Annotated in this window: 21 protein-coding genes and 1 pseudogene; 10 read left to right on the forward strand and 12 right to left on the reverse strand. The window is 59.4% G+C overall.

Annotated elements, in window-relative coordinates:
• Positions 1-2 precede the first annotated feature (2 nt).
• Positions 3-995 carry a tRNA dihydrouridine(20/20a) synthase DusA gene (gene dusA, locus LB577_RS04285; protein ID WP_224685682.1) on the reverse strand — a complete coding sequence of 331 codons (993 nt, stop codon included), beginning with the start codon at positions 993-995 and terminating at the stop codon, positions 3-5.
• Between the two features lie 128 nt (positions 996-1,123).
• Here dusA and LB577_RS04290 point away from each other — a divergent pair, with 128 nt between their 5' ends.
• On the forward strand, positions 1,124-2,218 hold the full coding sequence (locus tag LB577_RS04290; RefSeq protein ID WP_224685683.1) for a site-specific integrase: 1,095 nt from the start codon (positions 1,124-1,126) through the stop codon (positions 2,216-2,218).
• Between the two features lie 157 nt (positions 2,219-2,375).
• Here the strand turns inward: LB577_RS04290 and LB577_RS04295 are convergent, their stop codons facing one another.
• A complete protein-coding gene (locus LB577_RS04295) occupies positions 2,376-3,338 on the reverse strand; it encodes a LysR family transcriptional regulator (RefSeq protein ID WP_224685684.1) in 963 nt (320 codons plus the stop codon).
• A 270-nt stretch (positions 3,339-3,608) separates the two neighbouring features.
• Between LB577_RS04295 and LB577_RS04300 the strand changes: the two genes are divergently transcribed.
• The 4 genes from LB577_RS04300 (at position 3,609) to LB577_RS04315 (ending at position 7,259) form a co-directional block, all read left to right on the forward strand.
• Positions 3,609-4,268, forward strand: coding sequence for an ABC transporter permease subunit (locus tag LB577_RS04300; RefSeq protein ID WP_224685685.1), 660 nt, complete (start codon positions 3,609-3,611; stop codon positions 4,266-4,268).
• 13 nt (positions 4,269-4,281) lie between these two features.
• Positions 4,282-5,031: an ABC transporter permease gene (locus LB577_RS04305; RefSeq protein WP_224685686.1), complete on the forward strand. Its 750-nt coding sequence runs from the start codon at positions 4,282-4,284 to the stop codon at positions 5,029-5,031.
• 51 nt (positions 5,032-5,082) lie between these two features.
• A complete protein-coding gene (locus tag LB577_RS04310) occupies positions 5,083-5,931 on the forward strand; it encodes a transporter substrate-binding domain-containing protein (RefSeq protein ID WP_224685687.1) in 849 nt (282 codons plus the stop codon).
• Between the two features lie 74 nt (positions 5,932-6,005).
• Positions 6,006-7,259 (forward strand): CapA family protein, encoded by a 1,254-nt coding sequence (locus LB577_RS04315; protein WP_224685688.1) that lies wholly within the window; start codon positions 6,006-6,008, stop codon positions 7,257-7,259.
• Between the two features lie 16 nt (positions 7,260-7,275).
• Here LB577_RS04315 and LB577_RS04320 read toward each other — a convergent pair whose 3' ends face one another.
• A complete protein-coding gene (locus LB577_RS04320) occupies positions 7,276-7,785 on the reverse strand; it encodes a helix-turn-helix domain-containing protein (RefSeq protein WP_224685689.1) in 510 nt (169 codons plus the stop codon).
• Positions 7,786-7,826: 41 nt separating this feature from the next.
• Between LB577_RS04320 and LB577_RS04325 the strand changes: the two genes are divergently transcribed.
• On the forward strand, positions 7,827-8,189 hold the full coding sequence (locus tag LB577_RS04325) for a multiprotein-bridging factor 1 family protein (protein WP_318013408.1): 363 nt from the start codon (positions 7,827-7,829) through the stop codon (positions 8,187-8,189).
• 1,106 nt (positions 8,190-9,295) lie between these two features.
• Here LB577_RS04325 and LB577_RS04330 read toward each other — a convergent pair.
• The 3 genes from LB577_RS04330 to LB577_RS04340 form a co-directional block, all read right to left on the reverse strand.
• A complete protein-coding gene (locus tag LB577_RS04330; protein ID WP_224685690.1) occupies positions 9,296-10,276 on the reverse strand; it encodes a Dyp-type peroxidase in 981 nt (326 codons plus the stop codon).
• A gap of 123 nt (positions 10,277-10,399) precedes the next feature.
• Positions 10,400-11,461: an alpha/beta fold hydrolase gene (locus tag LB577_RS04335; RefSeq protein WP_224685812.1), complete on the reverse strand. Its 1,062-nt coding sequence runs from the start codon at positions 11,459-11,461 to the stop codon at positions 10,400-10,402.
• 383 nt (positions 11,462-11,844) lie between these two features.
• Positions 11,845-12,429 (reverse strand): glutathione binding-like protein, encoded by a 585-nt coding sequence (locus LB577_RS04340; protein WP_013896601.1) that lies wholly within the window; start codon positions 12,427-12,429, stop codon positions 11,845-11,847.
• 462 nt (positions 12,430-12,891) lie between these two features.
• Here LB577_RS04340 and petA point away from each other — a divergent pair, with 462 nt between their 5' ends.
• The 4 genes from petA (at position 12,892) to LB577_RS04360 (ending at position 17,320) form a co-directional block, all read left to right on the forward strand.
• On the forward strand, positions 12,892-13,368 hold the full coding sequence (gene petA / locus LB577_RS04345) for a ubiquinol-cytochrome c reductase iron-sulfur subunit (protein WP_318013410.1): 477 nt from the start codon (positions 12,892-12,894) through the stop codon (positions 13,366-13,368).
• Positions 13,369-13,383: 15 nt separating this feature from the next.
• On the forward strand, positions 13,384-14,733 hold the full coding sequence (locus LB577_RS04350) for a cytochrome b (RefSeq protein ID WP_224685691.1): 1,350 nt from the start codon (positions 13,384-13,386) through the stop codon (positions 14,731-14,733).
• A gap of 104 nt (positions 14,734-14,837) precedes the next feature.
• Positions 14,838-16,406, forward strand: a complete 1,569-nt coding sequence (locus LB577_RS04355; protein WP_224685692.1) for a mechanosensitive ion channel family protein — start codon at positions 14,838-14,840, stop codon at positions 16,404-16,406.
• Positions 16,403-17,320: a pirin family protein gene (locus tag LB577_RS04360; RefSeq protein ID WP_224685693.1), complete on the forward strand. Its 918-nt coding sequence runs from the start codon at positions 16,403-16,405 to the stop codon at positions 17,318-17,320. The genes LB577_RS04355 and LB577_RS04360 overlap by 4 nt, the downstream gene beginning before the upstream one ends.
• Before the next feature lie 44 nt (positions 17,321-17,364).
• Here the strand turns inward: LB577_RS04360 and LB577_RS04365 are convergent.
• From LB577_RS04365 to LB577_RS04390, 6 genes and pseudogenes are all read right to left on the reverse strand, one after another.
• A pseudogene (locus tag LB577_RS04365) lies at positions 17,365-17,544 on the reverse strand (DUF1810 family protein); the annotation flags it as partial.
• Between the two features lie 43 nt (positions 17,545-17,587).
• Positions 17,588-17,869: a GNAT family N-acetyltransferase gene (locus LB577_RS04370; protein WP_224685694.1), complete on the reverse strand. Its 282-nt coding sequence runs from the start codon at positions 17,867-17,869 to the stop codon at positions 17,588-17,590.
• A gap of 51 nt (positions 17,870-17,920) precedes the next feature.
• Complete coding sequence (locus LB577_RS04375) at positions 17,921-18,655, reverse strand: sensor histidine kinase (RefSeq protein ID WP_224685695.1); 735 nt, start codon at positions 18,653-18,655, stop codon at positions 17,921-17,923.
• Positions 18,656-18,861: 206 nt separating this feature from the next.
• A complete protein-coding gene (locus LB577_RS04380; protein WP_013896609.1) occupies positions 18,862-19,299 on the reverse strand; it encodes a CBS domain-containing protein in 438 nt (145 codons plus the stop codon).
• Between the two features lie 58 nt (positions 19,300-19,357).
• The gene (locus LB577_RS04385; RefSeq protein ID WP_140523156.1) at positions 19,358-20,005 is read right to left on the reverse strand and encodes a hypothetical protein; all 648 of its coding nucleotides are present in this window, start codon (positions 20,003-20,005) and stop codon (positions 19,358-19,360) included.
• Between the two features lie 68 nt (positions 20,006-20,073).
• Positions 20,074-20,475 (reverse strand): cupin domain-containing protein, encoded by a 402-nt coding sequence (locus LB577_RS04390; protein WP_013896611.1) that lies wholly within the window; start codon positions 20,473-20,475, stop codon positions 20,074-20,076.
• Positions 20,476-20,505: the final 30 nt, after the last annotated feature.

A 20,505-nucleotide genomic window follows, 5' to 3' on the forward strand; every position in this document is an offset into this window, starting at 1 on the left:
CTTCAGGCCGCTTCCGCCGCTCCGCCGAATTCCACAGCCGCGAAAGCCGTCTTCAGCACATCCGGCCCGGCGCCGGGCCGGGTCGCGTCGGTCGACAGGATCTGGCGGTAGCGGCGCGCGCCAGGCAATCCGTGGAACAGCCCGACCATGTGGCGGGTGACATGGCCAAGCCGCCCGCCCTGTTCGATATGGCGCGCCGCATAGTCCGCCATCGCATCGATCAAGGCGGCGAAATCGAATGCCGCTGGCTCGGTGCCGTAGAACGCGGCATCGACGCCAGCCAAAATACCTGGTGTGTGGTATGCGGAGCGGCCAAGCATGGCGCCATCGACGTGGTCGAGATGCCCACGCGCTTCGTCAAGCGACTGAATACCGCCATTGATGCCAATGAATTTGTTCGGTTTTCCGGCCTTCAGCCGATAGACCCTGTTGTAGTCGAGCGGCGGGATGTCGCGGTTTTCCTTCGGGCTCAACCCCTCCAGCCAGGCCTTGCGCGCATGCACCCACAACGCGTCGGCGCCGGCTTCGAAAACCCCGTTCGCCAGCGCATCGAGCGCCGGTTCGGGATCCTGCTCGTCGACGCCGATGCGGCATTTCACCGTGACGGGGATCTTCACCGTCGCTTTCATGGCCGCGACGCAGTCGGCGACAAGGTCGGGCGCTTTCATCAAACAGGCGCCGAACGTACCCGACTGGACGCGGTCCGACGGACAGCCGACATTGAGATTGATTTCGTCATAGCCGAAGGCCTCGCCAATGCGCGCCGCCTCGGCAAGTTTCGCGGGATCGGAGCCGCCGAGCTGGAGGGCGACCGGATGTTCCGCCTGATCGAAGCCAAGCAGCCGATCGCGCGCGCCCTGGATGACCGCATCGGCCACCACCATCTCGGTGTAGAGCAACGCACGGGCCGTCAGCTTGCGATGGAAGAAGCGGCAATGCCGATCCGTCCAGTCCATCATAGGCGCAACGGAAATCCTATGAGCTTGATTTATCACGCTTTTTCTCGTATTTTCAGGGCCTTAAAACGTGCACACGTTCGCCGTTTGTACGACACGATATCCGTCAGTTTTCGCATTTTGTACTCCTCCGTGTGCACACAGCGTGCACGAAAAAGAGACCACCCATGGCATCCATCAACAAGTTGGCTTCCGGCAAGTGGCGTGTGCAGGTTCGCTGCAAGGGTCACTACCTCAGCACCAGCTTCTCGCTCCGCAAGGACGCCGAGATGTGGGCGCGCAGAATTGAGCGAGAAATCGACCTTGGTCAGAAACCTGCTCCCAAGCACAAGGACGGGATCAAAACGGTCTCCGACCTGATCGACGTGCATATCGCCGATATGGCGGAAGTTGGCAAGGTGATCGGGCGTTCGAAGGCATTCAGCCTGGACCTGCTACGAGCCAGGCTCGGAAGGCTCAACATCGCGGATCTCAATCGCGAACAGGTCATAAAGTTCGGCAAGCAACGAGCCGAGGAAGGCGCCGGACCCGTCACCGTTGGAATAGACATCGGATACATCCGGACATTGCTGGTGCATGGCGCGGCTGTGCATGGACTGCCTTATTCAGCGGAGCCCGTGGAACTTGGTCGTGTCGCCCTCACCCGCTTGGGTCTTGTTGGCAAGGGCAACGAGCGCGATCGGCGACCGACGCTTAACGAGATAGAGGCCCTGATCCGATACTTCAGAGGAAACAACTTCCAGATCATCCCCGTCGACAAGATCATCCGCTTTGCGATCGCGACCGCCATGCGGCTCGGGGAAATCTGCAACGCCACGTGGGAGGACCTCAACGACCGCAACAACACCCTGCTGATACGAGATCGCAAGGACCCACGCCACAAGAAGGGCAATCTCATGCGTATCCCGCTCCTCGATGTGAGTGGTTACGACGCCCGCGCGATCCTCGAAGAGCAGCGTTTTTCCACTGAGGGAAAGGGACGCATCTTCCCCTACAATGGGAAATCGGCCGGAACCGCCTTCCGACGTGCCTGTAATGAACTTGAGATCGAGGATCTGCACTTCCACGACCTGCGTCACGAAGGCACAAGCCGCCTGTTCGAAGCTGGCTTCTCCATCGAGCAGGTCGCGATGGTCACCGGGCACAAGGATTGGAAGATGCTACGCCGCTATACCCATTTGAGGCCGGAGCAACTTCATGTGATCGCAGCGAGGCTTCAACAGACATCGCCGAATACGGATTTGCGGCAAGCAATCGTCTAATGCCACTTTGCCAGACATCCGCCGTTGCTGGGAGGACAACGACGAATCCGGGATGGATTGAGCGATGTTGTCACTGGTCGCAAGGATTGGAAGATGTTGCGTTGATATACGCATCTCAGCCGGAAACCCCGCACACGATCCGAGTTGCGAGGGCAGCCTAGCCGACTACCAATAAATTGGCGCTTCCTGAGGAATCCCTCTCTGAACCTGTCGCGGGCGGCTCCGTGGAAAACGCAGCGATGATCGCCTCGAGCGATACATTCAATGCGTTGGAGAAGGTCCTGCCCTTCTGCCAAATCGCCACGTAGTGATACAGCGCGGACGGTTCCACTGGCTTTATTCCCAGGTGAAACGCCGCGTATTCACGCGCAATGATCTCATTGGTGATTGAAATGCCCAGGCCAGCGGAAACGTATCCGGCTTCGTGACCGTTGCAATCGAATTCCACCAGTATGTTCGGCTCAACGCCAGCGAAACGCATGGCATTGAAGTTCATTTGATGGGCGGCGAACTGGGGATCGATATCGACGATCGTTTCGCCTGCCAGGTCTTGTGCCTCGATGCAGGTCTGTTGTGAGAAACGGTGGTCGGGATGAAAGATGCATACGTTGCGAGCTGACCCAAGCGGCGCCCACTCAAACAGACTTGGGTCCAGGGGCAACCTCGAGATTCCAAGTTCCGCACGTCCTGCCAGGATGTGCTCGCCGATCTGCTCGTAGCTTCCTGAAATCGACCGGACATTCGAAGCGGTCTTTGCGTGGATAATCGCCACGACCTTGGGCAAGGTCACGAAACCGAAAACAGAAGGCGCGGCAATCGCAATCCGCTGCTTTTCATCATTCTTCATCGCGAAGATCGACGCTCCCAGCCGATCCAGGGATGTCAGGGCAAGTTCTACGTTCCGCAGGAGTTCCCAGGCTTCCTGCAAGGGGACGATGCGGTTGGCTGATCTCTTGAAGAGTGTGATGCCGAGCGTGGCCTCGAGTTGCTTCACATGTTGACTGACGGCCGGCTGGCTTATCCCGAGTGCTGCCGCCGCTCGCCTTGTCGAACCAGCCCGCAAAACTTCTCGGAAGACCCTCAGTTGACGGAGCTTCAGGTCGCTCTGCAGCAACTCCATTCCCTTCGCTCCTTTGCCCGACAACGCCACCCGGGAAGCGGATACCGCCGACCTGAGAGCAACGAACCGCCCCAGTATATAACGGAACGTTATAGATAAAAGAATAAAAATTATAGATTGAGTGTCCAATTTCCGGCGCTAGAATTAGGCGACATCTTAAGTTAACTCGGAATTACAAATATAATATTTCGCAACCTCGGGTTATACGATTTGGTCTGAGTGACAACGACCGTCGTATCTCGCGGTATTGCGAGTCAGGGAAAGCGCCCCATGGGTGGTTTTACTACTCAGTTTGTTGTCGCACTCACCGTGACCATAAGCCTGGCTCTTGTCAGCGGCTGCCTGGGTACGGCATTCGGGCTGTTTCTGGCCATTTCGAAGGGCACGGCACAGCCGCGCTTCAACAGCGTCGTGACCGCGTACACGACGGTTGTCCGTGGTGTACCAGAACTTCTCATTATCCTGCTCATCTACTTCGGCGGAACGAGCCTCGCCAGCAAGATCGCCGGCCGGTACGTGGAGGTGAACGCATTCACCGCAGGCGTTATCGCGCTTTCGGTCGTCTTCAGTGGTTACGCGACCGAAGTATTTCGCGGCGCGATTGCGGCAGTGCCAGCGGGTCAAGCCGAAGCGGCAAAGTCGCTTGGGCTGAAAGCCTGGCAGCGCTGGGTTTTCGTCATCGGACCGCAGATGCTGCGGCTGGCGCTGCCGGCCTATGGCAATCTCTGGATTTCGCTCTTCAAGGATACTGCGCTCGTCTCGATCGTTGGCCTGACCGACATCATGCGCGTCGCCTATCTGGGAGCCGGATCCTTGCGCGCACCATTGACCTTCTACCTTGCGGCCGCCGCTCTCTACCTCTCACTGACCACCGTCACGCTGCTGTCGATCCGGCTGGCTGAGCGGCGCTATCCGGCACTCGGCCGGTAGGAGGGCGCGACCCATGAACCTCGGCTTGATGTTCGACGCAATGGTTGTCCTGCCTTCGGGGGTTGGTCTCACCTTGACCCTGACGGTCTTGTCGCTGACGGCCGGGTTTCTGCTGTCCGTGCCGCTGGCCTTCGTCCGAGCGTTTGGACGTCCCGGCCTCTCGCTCGCGGTGCTGGCATACACCTATGTCATTCGCGGCACGCCGATGCTGGTTCAGCTCTTCCTGCTCTATTACGGCCTCGCTCAAATCGAGGCGGTGCGAGCCAGCATCTTCTGGGCGATCCTGCGCGACCCTTTCTGGTGCGCCCTTCTGACATTTTCGCTCAACAGCGCGGCACACACCACCGAGATCCTGTGCCGCGGTCTCCAGTCCGTGCCTAAGGGTGTCACCGAGGCGGCCACGTCTCTCGGCTTGAAACGCCTCCAGATCGCTCGCCTGGTCACCTTCCCGATCGCGTTCAGGATATCGCTCCCTGCCTATGGCAACGAGGTCGTGGGGATGATCAAGGGCTCGTCCCTGGCGAGCACTGTAACGCTGCTCGAGATCACCGGCATGGCGAGACAGATGGTGTCTACCACGTTCGCACCGTACGAGATCTTCATCGTCGCCGGAGCGATCTATCTATCGCTGACGTCCATTGCCGTAAAAGCCATGCAGTTCCTGGAGCGGCGACTGTCGACCGACGGCCGTCCTGTGCGTCGACGAAAGCCGGGGTTGCGCCCGCCATTGCCTGACCCCGAGGTCACGACGCCCCTGCCCTGACCGCGGGTCTTTCGGCAGCCCTTTCCATCCAAACCAACGAAGAGGTGCATTATGCGCATACCCCTGGCTATTGCTGTTTCTATCGCATCCCTGATGTCGGCATTTCCGGCGAGCGCCGAAACCAAGAGCGTCATATCGATTGCCACTGAAGGCGCCTCGCCGCCCTGGGACGGCACCGACGCGAATGGTCAGCTCTACGGTTACGATATCGATGTCGGACTGGAGCTTTGCCGTCGCATCGCGATCAAATGTACCTTCGTCCCGCAGGATTGGGACGGGATCATACCGGCACTGCTTGTAGGCAAGTTCGACGTCATCATGTCCGGCATGGCGATCACGGAAAAGCGCAAGCAGAAGATCGCGTTCTCCGTTCCCTACGCCACCGGCTTCAACCAGTTCGTTGTGCGCAAGAACCTTGGTCTCGACGCCGGCGACACCAAGGAGAAGGTCAACCTCTCGACCATCGGGGACAAGGAGAAGGCGACCATTGAACGCCTCAGATCGACACTCGCCGGCAAGGCGATCGGGGCCCTGCGCTCGTCGAATTCGGAAGCCGTCGTGAAGGAAATGCTGGGCGATGTCGTGACCATCCGCAGTTATGACAGCCAGGACAATATGAAGCTTGATCTTGCCGCGGGTCGCATCGACGGCGGCCTCGCCGACTATTTCACCTGGCGGGATTTTCTGGAGACGCCTGCCGGCTCGGATGTGGTGTTTTTCGGGCCGGAACTGAAGGGCGGCCTCTGGGGGCCGGGCGTCGGCGCCGGCATGCGCAAAGACGATACCGAGTTGCTCACCAAGTTCAACGCGGCCATCGACGCCGCCACCAAGGATGGGACGATCAAGGCGCTGAGCCTGAAGTGGTTCAAGAGCGATATCTCACCAGGCCTCTCGCAATAGGCGGCAACCGACTTCGACATTCACGTGGCGCTGGCCGCAACGTCAGCGCCCTCCCCTCCTTCAAGGCGAGTTCTATGAAAGACCAGTTCTGCGCAGTTGTTACCGGCCAATCCCTGATCAAGCACGACATCCGTGACGTCAAAGACGAACGCTTCATCGCGGTTACGGACTTCCTGCGCCAAGGCGACGTCGTCTTCACCAACTTCGAGTCGACAATCCTCGGCAAGCACGGCGGGTGGCCGACCAAGGGCAAATACTTCGGATATTCCAGGGCTGAAGTGCTCGACGCATTGCAGGCCATCGGTTTCAACGCGCTTGCGCTCGCAAACAACCACGCCTTCGATCTCGGCGCCGGCGGCATCCTCTCGACGCTGGAGGAGGTGGAAGCGCGCGGTTTCCTCCATGCCGGCATCGGGGCCGACGAGACGGAGGCGAGGAAACCGGGCCGCCGCCGGCTGGGCGCGCGCGAGGTCGCGCTTCTTGCCATGGATGCAGGCCCCGGCCCGACCAACATGTATGCCGAAGACCGCACGGCCTCCCGGCCGGCTCGGCCCGGCGTCAATCGTCTGAACACCGTTCGCAAGATGGGGGTGCCGGACGGACATTTCAGCAGACTGGCAAGACTGGGCGCTCATTTGCAAAGCTCACCCTTTGAACTGGCCAACTATGCGCAACCGGAGGACCCGCTAGAGGTGGCAGCCGGCAAGGAGATCAATTTCTACGGAACCGTGTTCACGCAAGCCGCCGATTTCGGCCGTCTGATCGAAGTCGATCAGCGGAGCGCGAGTGTCCATCTGTCCGCCATCCGACCCGCCGCGGCACAAGGCGATTTCGTTATAGCCTATCTGCACCACCATCATTGGGAACCAGGTTGGCAGGACGTGCCGCGCTGGGTGCAGACCTTTGCCAGGATGTGCATCGACGCCGGCGCAAACCTATTCGTCAGCCACGGCGCTCCGGTTCTGCAGGCGATAGAAATCTACAAGGGCTCGCCGATCTTCTACGGCCTCGGCAACTTCCTCTTCCATGTGCACCCCGACGAAACCGAATGGGATCCACCGGAAGTCTGGCAAAGCATTGTCGCCGCCTGCCGTTATGATGCGGGCGGAACCCTAGCTGGAATAGACCTCCTGCCCGTTGTGGTCGGGGCGGACCCTCAGTCTCTCGGATCAGCAACGAGCAAACTGGTGCCCGTCGCCGTCACTGGAGGCGCGGCCCGAGACATCCTCGAGGGATTCGCGACCCGCTCGCGGGCGTTCGGCGTCGAAATCGAAGTATCCTCGGATTGCGGCCGCATCGCCCTGCCCGCCGCACGAAAATTCGGCTGACGGCCCCGACCGGCCGTCAGACGGTCTTGCATTCGGCCGGCGCGGATTCGCCGGCCGTTTCGCTATCCGCCGCCGTATCTGGCAGGGCCAGTTCTTCTCCTAGCGCTGCGATCAGGGAAGAAACGCGACCGCGCACACGCGGCGGAAGGTTCACAAGACCCTCAATCAGGCGCCGGCCTTCCGCGCTGGCGATGAAATCCAGGCGCTCATCGACCGGCAGCGGCCGCGCCTCGGCGCGAGCCTCATTGTTTCCGGGCAGGCCTTCGAAGAAGCGGCCAACAGGAACACCGAGCGAGCTGGCGATCTCGTAGAGCATAGAAGCGCTCACGCGATTGCGCGCGTTCTCGTATTTCTGAAGCTGCTGGAAGCTGATGCCGATGGATCGGGCAAGCTGGGCCTGCGAGACGTCCGACTGGACGCGAACGGTCGCAATCTGCCTGCCGACATGCTGATCGGCGGGATGAGGGTCACTGTCGACCTTTGGCTTCGGCCCCGTCCGAAGGAGGACGGAGCGTTGCGGTTTCAACAAGGCCTTTCGATGCTCCACTCGTCAGCCGGATAGAGAGTTTGTCGCGCCCGCTCCGGGCTCTTCGCGCCCATTTATCTGCATTCGAATCGCCATTTAATATACCTTACAGGGTGCAAAATAACCCTATAGGTGGCAAAGAAAATCTGCCTGTCGATTGTGGACTCATGGTCAGTCCACGACAGATTCGAGCCGCGCGGGCTTTGCTTGGTTGGTCGCAGCAGGAGCTTGCTGACAAGGCAATCGTATCGCTCAATGCGCTGGCCCGGTTGGAAAACGGCAAGGTAGATTCCCGGATCAGCACTTTGCAGGCCATTGAAGCGGCTTTGATAAAAGCGGGTGTCGAATTCTTGTCCGCTGGTCAAAAGGGTGAAGGTGTTCGGCTCTTAGATCCTCTGGTTTGATGGTGGCGGTGTGTTTCCTGTTTGATGCGGTGCTCTTGGCAGCCTCGCGTTTCGTTCCGCAATGTTGCGGAGTGGCCATTCGCCATCCGCGCGACCCACCTTCATAGCTGCACGATCCTAAATTTCAGTCTTTTCGTGAGCCTGCCGACACCCACACAACGCACCACATTAGGACCAACTGATCGGCTCGTGCTCAGATCACTGTAAGCAAAGGCGGTTAGGCTTGGTCTCACAACTGCAATTGTCGTTCCCACAATTGCCCTCGTTCGGGTGACGAGAGACAAAGTCATGCTATGGTCGGAATCAGCCACGATCCGAGCTCCATACAGCTTGGGTTGTGCTCAGGCCGAACGATGTGTTGGAGCACGACGTTCGGCCGCTAAGAGCGAACCACATTACGTACATACCGTACATTACGGACATCGCCATTGTCAAACGTTCCTGATCCTCTCGACAACAAAACTGAACGCTTCGAATTGCGGCTCTCGACCGACTTACTTGCTCGCGTAGACGAATGGCGTCGCAGGCAGCCAGATCTCCCCACCAGATCGGAAGCTTTCCGGCGATTGGTCGAGGCTGGGCTAGCTTCAGAATAGGTTGCGGCTTGGTCGAACCATCTCGCGCGTGGCAAGCAAAGCTGAATCGGTCGAATCTGTGGCCTCTCACGAGATACGGTTTTGGATTTCGAAGAGGGCTACGCAATCCCCCTCATCGTGACAACGCCGAATGCTTCGTGTGGAATTCTATTGGCGGCGCGCCTGTGCGGTTAGCCAAACGGCAGCTACGACGCCAAACGAACAGCTTGAGCGGTCGTCCAAATGTGAGACTGGCTTCCGGCCCGCTTGCGCCAAACGCCTATTGTGATGTTGACTGACCGAAGCGCCGCAAGCAGTCGGAGCGCTTTTGGCGGTTCAGCTAGGACGATTCGTGCGCCAACACTCCGGTCAGTTCCACACTGCCATTTATGCGACTTTCGAGCACAGACCGGGAACATCGACCGTCCCGTTCATCGCCCAGGCCAGTGTAGCGTTGGAAAGCCAAAGTGGGGGTGTCGTTCGTGCGTTTCATATTCGGTGGGGAACCTGTTGACGGTTACTCCGAACAGGTCAACCCGACAGGCCCGGACCGGTGGTCGAGATGACTTCCCCCGTTGCAAGGTTCTCCAGGAATGTCGTCGACGGGACGAAGAACAATGTGCCAGTGACCGCACGGCTGAAGTCCAGCAACCGATCGTAGTTGCCTGGCGGGCGGCCAATGAACATGTTCTCGAGCATCTGCTCGATTCTGCGCGGCGAACGGGCGTAACCGATGAAATAAGTACCGAACTCACCCTTGCCGACGTCGCCGAACGGCATGTTGTCGCGGACGATCTCCAACTGTTCTCCGTCCTCGATGATCGTGGTCAGCGCATTGTGCGCCCAGGTCGGTTTCACGTCATCGTCCAGTTCGATATCTGAGAGCTTTTTTCTGCCAACAATTCCCTCTTGCTTCTCGATGGGGAGCGCGTTCCAGGCTTTCAAATCATGCAGGTACTTCTGCACGATCACATAGCTCCCTCCGGCGAATGAGGTGTCCTCCTCGCCGATGATCGCGGCCTTGACGGCGCGATCATCCACCGGGTTCTCCGTGCCATCGACGAAGCCGATCAGGTCGCGGTCATCGAAATAGTTGAAGCCGTGCACCTCATCCGCCGTGGAGACTGCGCCGTCGAGCCGCGACATGATCTGTGTCGCCAGTTCGAAGCAAAGGTCCATACGCGATGCACGAATGTGAAAGAGGATGTCGCCCGGCGTCGAGACGGCATGATGCTGACCTTCGATTTCGCGAAATGGATGCAGGTCCTTCGGTCTGGGGGCTCCAAACAAGCGGTCCCAGACATCGGAACCAAACGCCATGACACACGAGAGCCGACCCTCGAGGTCACGGGAGCCGACTGCGCGCAGAAGTGCGGAAAGATCGCCACATAAGGCGCGCACGGTCGCTTCGTGTTCTGGTCCGGAATTGACCGTCACAACGAGAAATATCGCGGCCCGCGTCAGTTGCGCGACGACCGGTTGAGCAACAGCGGATGGCAACGTCGAATCCACAACAGATCCCTTTCAATCTTGATCGAAACGCCACTGGTCGACCGGCATAGGGCCGGAGGGGCGGAGTTGGATTTACCCAATTCGCGGATCATCTCCGCATCAGTTGGTCGCGAGTTCGCCCGATCAGTATTCGCCCACGTCTATGACTGCCTGGGCGAAAGCCTGTGGGGCTTCCTGCGGCAAGTTGTGGCCAATTCCGCCCGTGATGGTCCGATGCGCGTATCTGCCCGAAAATTTCTTGGCATAGGAACTGCTCTCGGGGTGGGGTGCGCCATTGGCATCCCCCTCAAGGGTGATGGTGGGCACCGTGATCACCGGGCTTTCGGCCAGCCGTTTTTCCAGGCCGTCATATTCCGGTTCGCCTTCGGCAAGCCCGAGCCGCCAGCGGTAATTGTGAATGACGATGCTGACGTGATCCGGGTTGCCGAGGCTCGCCGCGCTGCGCTCAAAGGTGGCGTCATCAAAATCACATTTCGGCGAGGCGATCCGCCAGATAAGGTTTGCGAAATCGCGCCGGTACTGTTGATACCCGGCCCGGCCGCGCTCCGTCGTGAAATAGTACTGATACCACCATTGGAGTTCGGCCTTCGGCGGCAGCGGCATTCTGTTTGCTTCGAGACTGCCGATCAGATAACCGCTGACCGAAACGAGCGCATTGCAGCGCTCCGGCCAGAGCGCCGCGATGATGCAGGCTGTGCGTGCGCCCCAGTCATAGCCGGCGACGATCGCGTCGCCGATCTTCAGCGCATCCATCAATTTGATGACATCGGCAGCCAGCACCGACTGCTGGCCGTTGCGGACCGTCTGACTGGAGAGAAAGTGCGTCGTGCCATGACCGCGCGAGTACGGAACGATCACGCGATAGCCCGCCATTGCCAACAAGGGAGCGACATCGACAAAGCTGTGGATGTCGTAAGGCCAGCCGTGAAGGAGGATAACGACGGGACCGTTGGATGGACCAGCTTCAGCGTAGCCAACGTTCAGCAAGCCGGCGTCGATTTGCCTGAGCGCAGCGAACGAGGCAGCCGTCGATCGTTCTGTCGTTGCTCCGTCCAGCTCTGAAACGCATTGTGCTTTAGCAGTGCGAACTGTCGTGAACTGGGTAGCAGCCAGACCCATTGCGGCAACGCCGACAAAGGCCCTGCGATAGCGATCAATTTCTCCCGGCGGTCTTGTATTTTCCATTCTTGCAACCCCTTTCGCGGCACCATCGGACGCCACCTGTTTTTGGCACAGCACTGGCATCACCTTCATTCATCGGCTTGGCGTTCCCAGCCTGTGTGCCTCGACAACCCCCTTGGACGGCGAGAGGTCGGTGGCTCCACCGACTGAAGTTCAGAAATACATTGAGCTGGAATGACGCGATTGCCGGGCAGTGTAGAAAGTTGCGTTTGAACACGCGGGAAGGTCACGCTTTGTGCCGCCTCGCTTTGCATCCTTAGAAATTCGGGGCGTAACCCGTCGCCGCGCTTGGCAGCGATCAGGTGGAGGATCTGCAGCAACGGAAGCATGGACAAACTCAATGTGTCGTGGCTCAAGGGTGACACGACACGCGGCCGGTCTCGCACTTAGACAAGGCCCTCACGCTTCATTGCGACGCGAACGGCCGGACGGGCCGCAATTCGGGCGCGCAGCGCTTCTAAAGGAGCCGGAACAGGGACTTGGAAGCGGGCTGCCCAAAGCAGCATCACGAAAAGGTAAAAGTCCGCGACGCTGGGTTTCTCGCCGAACAGATAATCAGTCTTGAGACCGTTCGCGAAGAGATCGAGTTGCGACGTAATCGTCCTGCGCGCCTTGGCCTTTTCAGCATCGCTGCCTTGGTGCCACATGGGTTTGAAGCTTCGGTGTATTTCAGTTGAGACATAGGTCAGCGCTTCGAGAACGCGCGTACGACCCATCGGCCCTTCCACGCCGAGTGCGGGGTATTGCGCCGCTATCCAATCGAGGACGGCGACATTTTCTGTCAGCGTTTCCCCGCTATCCAGCACGAGGGCGGGAACATACCCCTTGCGCGTGACAGTGGTGAAATCATCGCCGGAGCCCGTTCGCTTGGTCTTGAGATTGACCGTTTCGCGCTCGAAGGCTGCACCCGCCTCCTCCAGTGCGATGTGGTCGGCCAGGCTGCAGGCGAGCGGGCTATAATACAGTTTCACGGTTTTTCCCTTGTCTGAATCCGAACGCAGTTCGCAAATTCGTCGGGCGGAAGCCCGCCTAGCTCTGCGCACCGATTATCCTTAGAAACTCCCACTTGCCGGGGAGGAAGGCTACGACACCGACAGGTAGGCGTGCCTATGCCGAGGTATGATCAAGCTAAGCAATCGTTCTGCGATTGCCGCGTGCAACGCCGGAATCCCACTCAAGTACGGAACGGCAACAGCCAAGGATTCATAACCACCACGCCTGGTGTCCTCGACAGTCCGGCACTCCTTCGCTCAGGAATCATAAACGAAAGTATTGGACGCACGTGCCCTTGGCACGATGGCCCACATCCCGCCACGGCCGGCATAGTTCAATCCGAAATGAGCAAACGCGAAAGGCGAGAGGCCGCAGCCGGGTTTCCCAACTGCACGCCGACGCACTGAAGCAGCTTTCCAATCAGAGGAGTCGTCATCATCATGACCGAGCTTTCCCAAACCGAAACAGGCACCGCCGCATTGCCCGCCGAGGCACTGGCCACGGTCGAAGTCGACGTCTCCTCGCTGATGCCGGGAATGTCGCTGGTCGTGCAGTGGCGCGGCAAACCCGTCGTCGTTCGCAACCGCACCGAGAAGGAAATTGAGGACGGCAAAGCTGTAAGCTTGGCCGGGCTCAAGGACCCGATCGCCCGTAACGCCAATCTGCCGGCCGATGCGCCGGGAATCGACGCCAACCGTACTGCTCCGGGCAAGGAAGCCTGGATCGTGATGGTCCAGGTCTGCACGCATAGCGGCTGCATCCCGGTTGGTCAGCAAGGCGAGTTCGGGGGCTGGCTCTGCCCGTGCCACGGCTCGCAATACGATACTGCCGGCCGCATCCGCAAAGGCCCAGCGCCCGAGAACATGGCGATACCCGTGTTCCGGTTCATTTCCGACACCAGGATCCGGATCAGCTGAGAGGGGGGCATTTCGATGAGCGACAAACATTCGACCTATACGCCCAAGACCGGTATCGAACGCTGGTTCGACGCCCGCCTGCCGCTGCCGAGGTTGGTGCACGATAGCTTCATCGTCTATCCCGTCCCGCGCAATTTGAACTATGCCTATACGTTCGGCGGCATTCTCACGGTCATGCTGGTTTCGCAGATCCTGACCGGGATCGTGCTGGCCATGCATTATGCTCCGGATACTGGGCTGGCTTTCGATTCAGTCGAGAAGATCATGCGTGACGTGAATTCGGGATGGCTGCTGCGCTCTCTTCATGCGAACGGCGCCTCCTTCTTCTTCATTGCCGCCTACACCCATATCTGCCGCGGGCTCTACTACGGCTCTTACAAGGCGCCGCGTGAGCTGCTGTGGGTGCTCGGTTGCACCAACCTCTTGCTGATGATGGCGATCGCCTTCATAGGCTATGTGCTGCCTTGGGGACAGATGTCGTTCTGGGGAGCCACCGTCATTACCAACTTTTTCACGGCCATCCCATTGGTCGGCGGCTGGTTCCAGCAGCTCCTTCTCGGCGGGTTCGCGGTCGGCAATCCGACGCTGAACCGCTTCTTTGCGCTGCATTACCTGCTGCCGTTCGTGCTTGCAGGCGTGGTGACCTTGCATGTCTGGGCGCTTCACGTCGTCGGGCAGAACAATCCAGCCGGCATTGATGTGAAATCAAAAACCGATGTCGTGGACTTCACACCCTACGCCACCGTCAAGGACGCGTTCGGCATCGTCGTGTTCCTGTTCTTCTTCGCCTATTTCGTCTTCTACCTGCCGAACTATCTCGGCCATCCTGACAACAACACCATCGCCAATCCGCTCAAGACGCCGGCCCATATCGTGCCGGAATGGTACTTCCTGCCCTTCTACGCGATCCTGCGCGCCATCACCTTCAATGTTGGGCCGATCGATTCCAAACTTGGTGGTGTGCTCGCCATGTTCGGCTCGATCGTGGTGCTTTTCGTCGTGCCGTGGCTCGACAGGTCCAAGGTTCGCTCGGCCGTTTACAGGCCCTGGTACAGAGTGTTCTTTTGGCTCTTCGTCGCCAACGGCCTGTTTCTCGGCTGGCTTGGTTCGCGGCCGGCCGAAGGGAACTACGTCGTCATGTCTCAGTTGGCGACGCTTTACTACTTCGCCTTCTTCCTGATCGCACTGCCGGTGCTGGGCTTGATCGAGAAGCCACGGCGGCTGCCCAACTCAATCACCGAAGCTGTTCTGGAGAAGAACAAGATCGCCGGCGGCAAAGGCGCGATCGCGGCGGCCGGAGACCAAACGTTGATGAGAAGAGGCGATGATCGTGTCTCGCCAGCCGGCCTCGAAAGTCGCCGATAGCAACACACTTTGGGCCGAGCCGTTGCGTTCAGGCGACGAGACAACTTCATGTCGCGCGCCAGGAACCACGCTGCTTCCGAAGCTGAAAAACAGGGATTGCGATCATGGTCGATCTGGGTCCGGCGATGAATTCGTGGAACTCACCGCTGATCTACATCGTGTCGCTCGGCCTCGCCGGAATTGTCGTTTGGAACCTCGTTCCGGCACGCTTCGCCAATGCGAGGTTGATCGTCCAACTGGTCTTTTTCCTTGCAATGTCGATCATGGTTCTTGAACTGCGGGTCGTCCCGTACGAGCCCGCACGAGGCGATGAGACAACCAGCGGAGCGATCCTCATCGGATTGGTCAAGCTGCTGTGGTGGGTACATCTTGCTTGGGCGCTAATCGGGTTTGTCCGCATCTATGTCGTGTTCGAGCGAAAGCCGCACGAGGCACGCCTCTTGCAGGATGTCGTGGTCGGCGTCGTTTATACGGGAACGCTCCTTTCGATCCTCGCATTCGTCTTTGCCGTGCCGGTCGGAACGCTCATCGCCACGTCGGGCGTTTTTGCCGTCATGCTGGGTCTGGCGCTCCAGAATACGCTTGGTGATGTATTTTCGGGAATCGCACTTAACCTCGGCCGCCCTTATGTGCTTGGAAACTGGATCATTCTGAACGACGGAACCGAAGGCCGCGTCGTCGAGACCAATTGGCGCTCGACCCAACTCCTCACCCCGGCCCACAACGTCATCGCACTTCCGAACAGCCTTGTCGCCAAAATCGGGGTAACAAACCTTAGCGGCCCAGACGAGAGCCATGGACTTGCCGTGACGGTAAAGATGTCTCTGACGAAGACGCCGGCTATCATCATAGACACGATGCGCATGGTCCTGCTGAGCTGCAACTCGATCCTCCAGGACCCCTCGCCCGTGGTAGCCATCACAAGCCTGGATGGGGCGGCAATCGAGATCGAGCTGTCATTTCGCGTCGCCAGCCTTGATCAGCGGATTACAGCTCGGAACGAAATTTTCGATCTTGTCTATCGCCACTCAAGGTCGGTCGGGGTGCTGCTGGCAGCGCCACTTTCGGCTTCGATTGCAGTCACCTCCCCGCCAATCGACGGGACGCCGACCTCCCAAGGCTTCGCCGCGATCGACCTGATCAAGGCCATACCGATCTTCTCGACGCTAACGGATGCCGAGCAGGAGGCGCTTGCCGCGACGACCTCGGTTCGCAGTTATCGCAAGGGCGACGTCATTGCAGAACAAGGAGAGATGCTGGCATCCCTCATGATTGTCCGGAAGGGCGTCATCGTCCGGCAACATGGCCAAAGCAATGCTAAAGTGCAGGAGGTTGGCCGGCTTGCACCTGGCGACTTCTTCGGCGAGACCGGCCTGCTCGCAGGTATTGGCGAGACGTCGACATTGCGGGCAATGACCCACGTCGTGGTCTACCAGATAGACCAGCAGAGCTTCGCGCCGCTCCTACTCGACAGGCCCGAGATGGCCGATGATCTTGTGGCAACCCTGTCGAGGGGGACTTCGGCTTACGGCGAAACCGGCATCCCCGGCCAGCAGCAAGATAGCTCCAAATTCGCGCTCCTGAAAGCCATTCAGGCTGTCTTCCACACCGCCCCATCGGAGCACGCTCGAGCACGTGGTCGACCAGGCATTCGAAAGGACAGAGATTCATGACCATCCGCCAAAGCGACATCATAGGCATCGATCCAGTCAGGCAGCCTGCTATGCGTGATTTTGCCGACGGTTTGAAGGTACGGCGCGTATTGCCCTCCTCGAACCGCCTGATGATCGGCCCCTTCATCCTGTTCGACCATTTCGGCCCCGTGGTATTCGACGCGGGTCGTGGTTTCGACATGGGGCCGCATCCGCATATCGGGATCGCGGCCGTGACCTACCTGTTCGACGGGGAGATCATCCATCGCGACAATCTCGGTGAAGTGCAGGCCATCCGCCCCGGCGAGGTCAACTGGATGACGGCCGGGTCGGGCATCGTCCATTCCGAACGCACGTCGCCAGAAGCCCGAGCGCGGGGAAGCAATCTCTTCGGCGTTCAGGCGTGGGTGGCCCTCCCGTCCCGGCACGAAGAAGTTGCCGCCCACTTTGCGCACTATGACGCTGTCGAAATCCCACGGATCTGTGCCGACGGGATCGAGTTCACTTTGATCGGAGGGACGTCCGACGGGTTGGTCTCTCCTGCAAAGACGTACTCCGACCTAGTCTGCGCCGAAATCGTGCTCACGGGCAGTGCGCGATATCAGGTGAAACCCGGATATCGCGAGCGTGCGATCTATGTTGTCGCCGGCGAGATTGAAGTCATGGGCCAACTTGGCACGTTCGGTGAAGGCGAATTGATCATGCTGGCGCCCGGCGCTGAGATCGTGCTCGGGGCGCCTGCCTTCCATGCCGCGCGGCTGATGCTGATCGGCGGCGAGCCTCTTTCCGAACCACGCTATGTCCATTGGAACTTCGTCTCCTCCTCAGTCGAACGGATTGAGCAGGCAAAGGCGGACTGGCGTGAAGGCCGCTTCCCGGGCGTACCAGAGGAACACGGGTTGATGCCTCTGCCGCAGGAAGAAACAAAGTGGTGACGGTTTCGGCGGCGGCCACATCGGCGGGTCGAAGCGCCTGCCTCGTCGAGTGATGTGATCGCGTACGGATCGGCTCCAGTGTCGCTTCGCCCGGTAGTCAACGTCGGGAAGATCAACTCCATGTATGGAGTACACATCATGCCTCGACGCAGCATAGCCAGCGCGTCGCCGTACACCGGATCCTGAGCGCTGACGAACCTCTGCAAATTATATTGGTCGTTCATCTCGACTCAGACCTTTTTTGCAAACAGCTGTATTCGTGCCTGATCACCCTGCAACGACATCGGTGTATTCCGGATGCCTGGCGACGAAGCCGCTCATGAAGGGACACTTCAAGACCGCTTTGCGGCCCGTTTTGCGGAGCAGTTCGAAGGTGCCTTGCGCCAACCGCGACGCGATCCCCTGTCCGGAGAATTCCGAAGGCACTTCGGTATGTATCAGTGCAACCTTGCCGTCTTGGAGCGTATAGTAGGCCACTGCGAAGGCTTGACCGATGATCGGGAGCTCGAACCGATGCTGCCGAATGTTCTCTGTGACCTTTGCATCCATCTCTATCTCTCGATGTGCGTTGCGTGAGGCTGGACGTAGCTTGCCCGATCACTATCGCATCGCGGGCAAACGTAGCCTGACGGTGGTGCCTGTCCCGGGCGCGCTCTGAATGTCGATGCTTCCGCCTGACTCTTCGGCAAAGCGCTTCACCATCGGCAGGCCGACGCCGCCGAGGCCCTCCGTTTTTGTGGTGAAGAAGGGATCGAATGCGAAGGCAATCGTCTCGGCGGTCATCCCCACACCGTTGTCGGCGGTGGTGATATCCACCTGAGTGGCTGAGGTGCCATCAAAGACCACTGCGGTATCTATCGAGATCAGGCCCCCATTGGGGGATGCATCGCGCGCGTTGAATACCAGGTTCAGAATCGCGTTCTGCAAACCCAGGCGGTTGCACCTCACTGACGGCAAGTCCGGCCTCACTCGAACCTCGAGACGAATCTTGGGGTCCCACGCGCTTCGAATGAGGGTCTCGATTTCAGCCAGGCAGGCGCCGACATTTGCATATTCGCTTTCTCTGCGGCTCTCTCGGGCGGAACTGATACTCTGGCGGACAAGCGCGCCAGCTCGTTCCAAGGCCGTTCTGGCGCCCGAAATTGCAAGCCCAAGCGTTGGAGCCGCTGAGACGCTCGGGTCACGGGCCAGGTGATTCAACGCCGCCGACGCGACCTGGATGAGGTTGCCAAGGTCATGAACGATGCCGGCGGTCGCCATCTGGATGGGCAGGCCATCTCGGGGAATCTCGGGCGCGATGTCGAAGACATGCACTTTCACTTCCGGACGAGACATTATAACCCTCATGTTTGCTCAGGCAGAATTCAGTTGCTTGAATATAGTACAATAGAGGACGGGAGTTGTCGATTAGATCGAGTAAGAAGCCGAACCATACTTCAGTATATGTCCCGCGATCTGCGGACCATCGCCAGTGCGGGACCAACATCTCGCGAGACGGATCTCCCTCTTTCGTGCTCATCGCACCGTCGCGAGATTCTCCTCTATTGGTAGCCAATGCCCCCGATATAGTTGGCGAGCAGCCGCTCCTGGAGTTCTTCCTGTTGGAAGAGCGCCTTCATCGCGTCGCGGATATCAAGGACGCCTATCGGCTTAGCGCCGGCGCCGAGCACCGGTAGGTTCTGGAGCCGCTGTGTTGTCATGGTCTGCCAGACCGAATGCAGGTCGTCATCGGGCCCACAGGATACGAAAGACCGGCTCATCAGCGTGGATACCGGCGCTTCCGCCGGTCCCGAATTCGCCAGATGACGAACAAGGTCGGACTTGCTCAGCACGCCTGCCGCCTCGCCACTGCCATGGCATACGACAACCAGGCCTATGGCCGGCTTGGACAGCCATAGCGCAGCTGCCCGCAGCGACGTGTCGAGGTCGACCGCCGCAAGGCGCGCCGATGTTTCTGGATGTAGACTGTCAATTCGCATGGTGCCCTCCTGAGGTGTCTCGCGGCCGCGGCCGGAGAGATCAGGTTCGAGGTTTCGCTTACTCTTCGAAGGGAGTGTTCATCACAAAATCGACGGAAGACGGCGCCTTGTAGCCGGCCACAAAGCGCTCACCGAAATCCCGGGCAAAGTTGTCGTAGGTCGTTTCCGGGTTCACCTTGGCGATGTGACAAAAGCATCGCGTCATCCGCCGCTTCATTTGAAGACGCGGAAATTCGCCGACGATCCTGGCTATCTCGGCGGAAGAGATGAAACTGTATTGCAGGCCCACGACATCAAGGCAGATGCCGGCTGTGCACAGCGCCACCTCGGCCTCCTTGTAGAGGCCGATCGACGGCGTCGAGTTGAGTGCGACGCTGTCCCATATCAGCTGAGCACGACGCTCGTCGAAGCCGCCTTGCCGGACGAAGGCGCGAGCCAGATCGGCGCCTTCCACCTCGAAACGGCGCGGCCCGGCGAAGGTCTCGTTGAGCGTGACGTCGTGCAACAGGGTTCCGACGGCAACAACTTCACCGTCGTGCTCGATGTTCTGGACCTGTGCGATGCGGACGGCGAAAAGCCATGATCGAACCACGTGGTTGAACAAATACGGTTCACATAGCTGGCGGGCATGTTCGATCGCCCGGCCGACAAGCGGCGTATCGGGGACCGAAACCCCTGCAAGCGTGCGCCTGGCGATCGCATCCATGTCAGTGCCTTTCCTTCGCCGATTGTGTGTCGGTTTGACGCCCTTACCTTGGCAAGGGCGTCACCAGTTCATTTCGCGTAGGTCGTCAGGTTGGTCTCGTTGGTATCGACGACGAAGACCGCAAGCAGGCGAGCGCGTTCCGTCTTGCTGGCGTTTTCACTGACGGCGTGATGGTCGCCCGGAAATTCCGAGAAGCTTTCGCCTGCACGGTACGTCTTCACGGGCCCACCGTTGACCTGGCTTCGGATCGCCCCCTCCAGCACCGTGGCATAGATGAACGCGGAACTGGGATGGGTATGCGCCGGCGATGTCCCGCCCGGCCCGTACTCGACGAGCACGGCTTTCAAGCTCTTGCCGGGCACATTTGGAAGGGCGTGGTCGTAGACGAGCTTCACGCTGTCCGCGTCTTTGGCCATTGCTGCGGTGACGGATGCGGCGGCGAGCGCTGCACAGAGGAGTTTCCTGATCATGTCCGATATCCTTGTTGGAATGAGAGCTAG

Origin of the sequence: Mesorhizobium sp. B283B1A (genome assembly GCF_020165735.1) — a bacterium.
GTDB classification, from domain to species: Bacteria; Pseudomonadota; Alphaproteobacteria; order Rhizobiales; family Rhizobiaceae; genus Mesorhizobium; species Mesorhizobium opportunistum.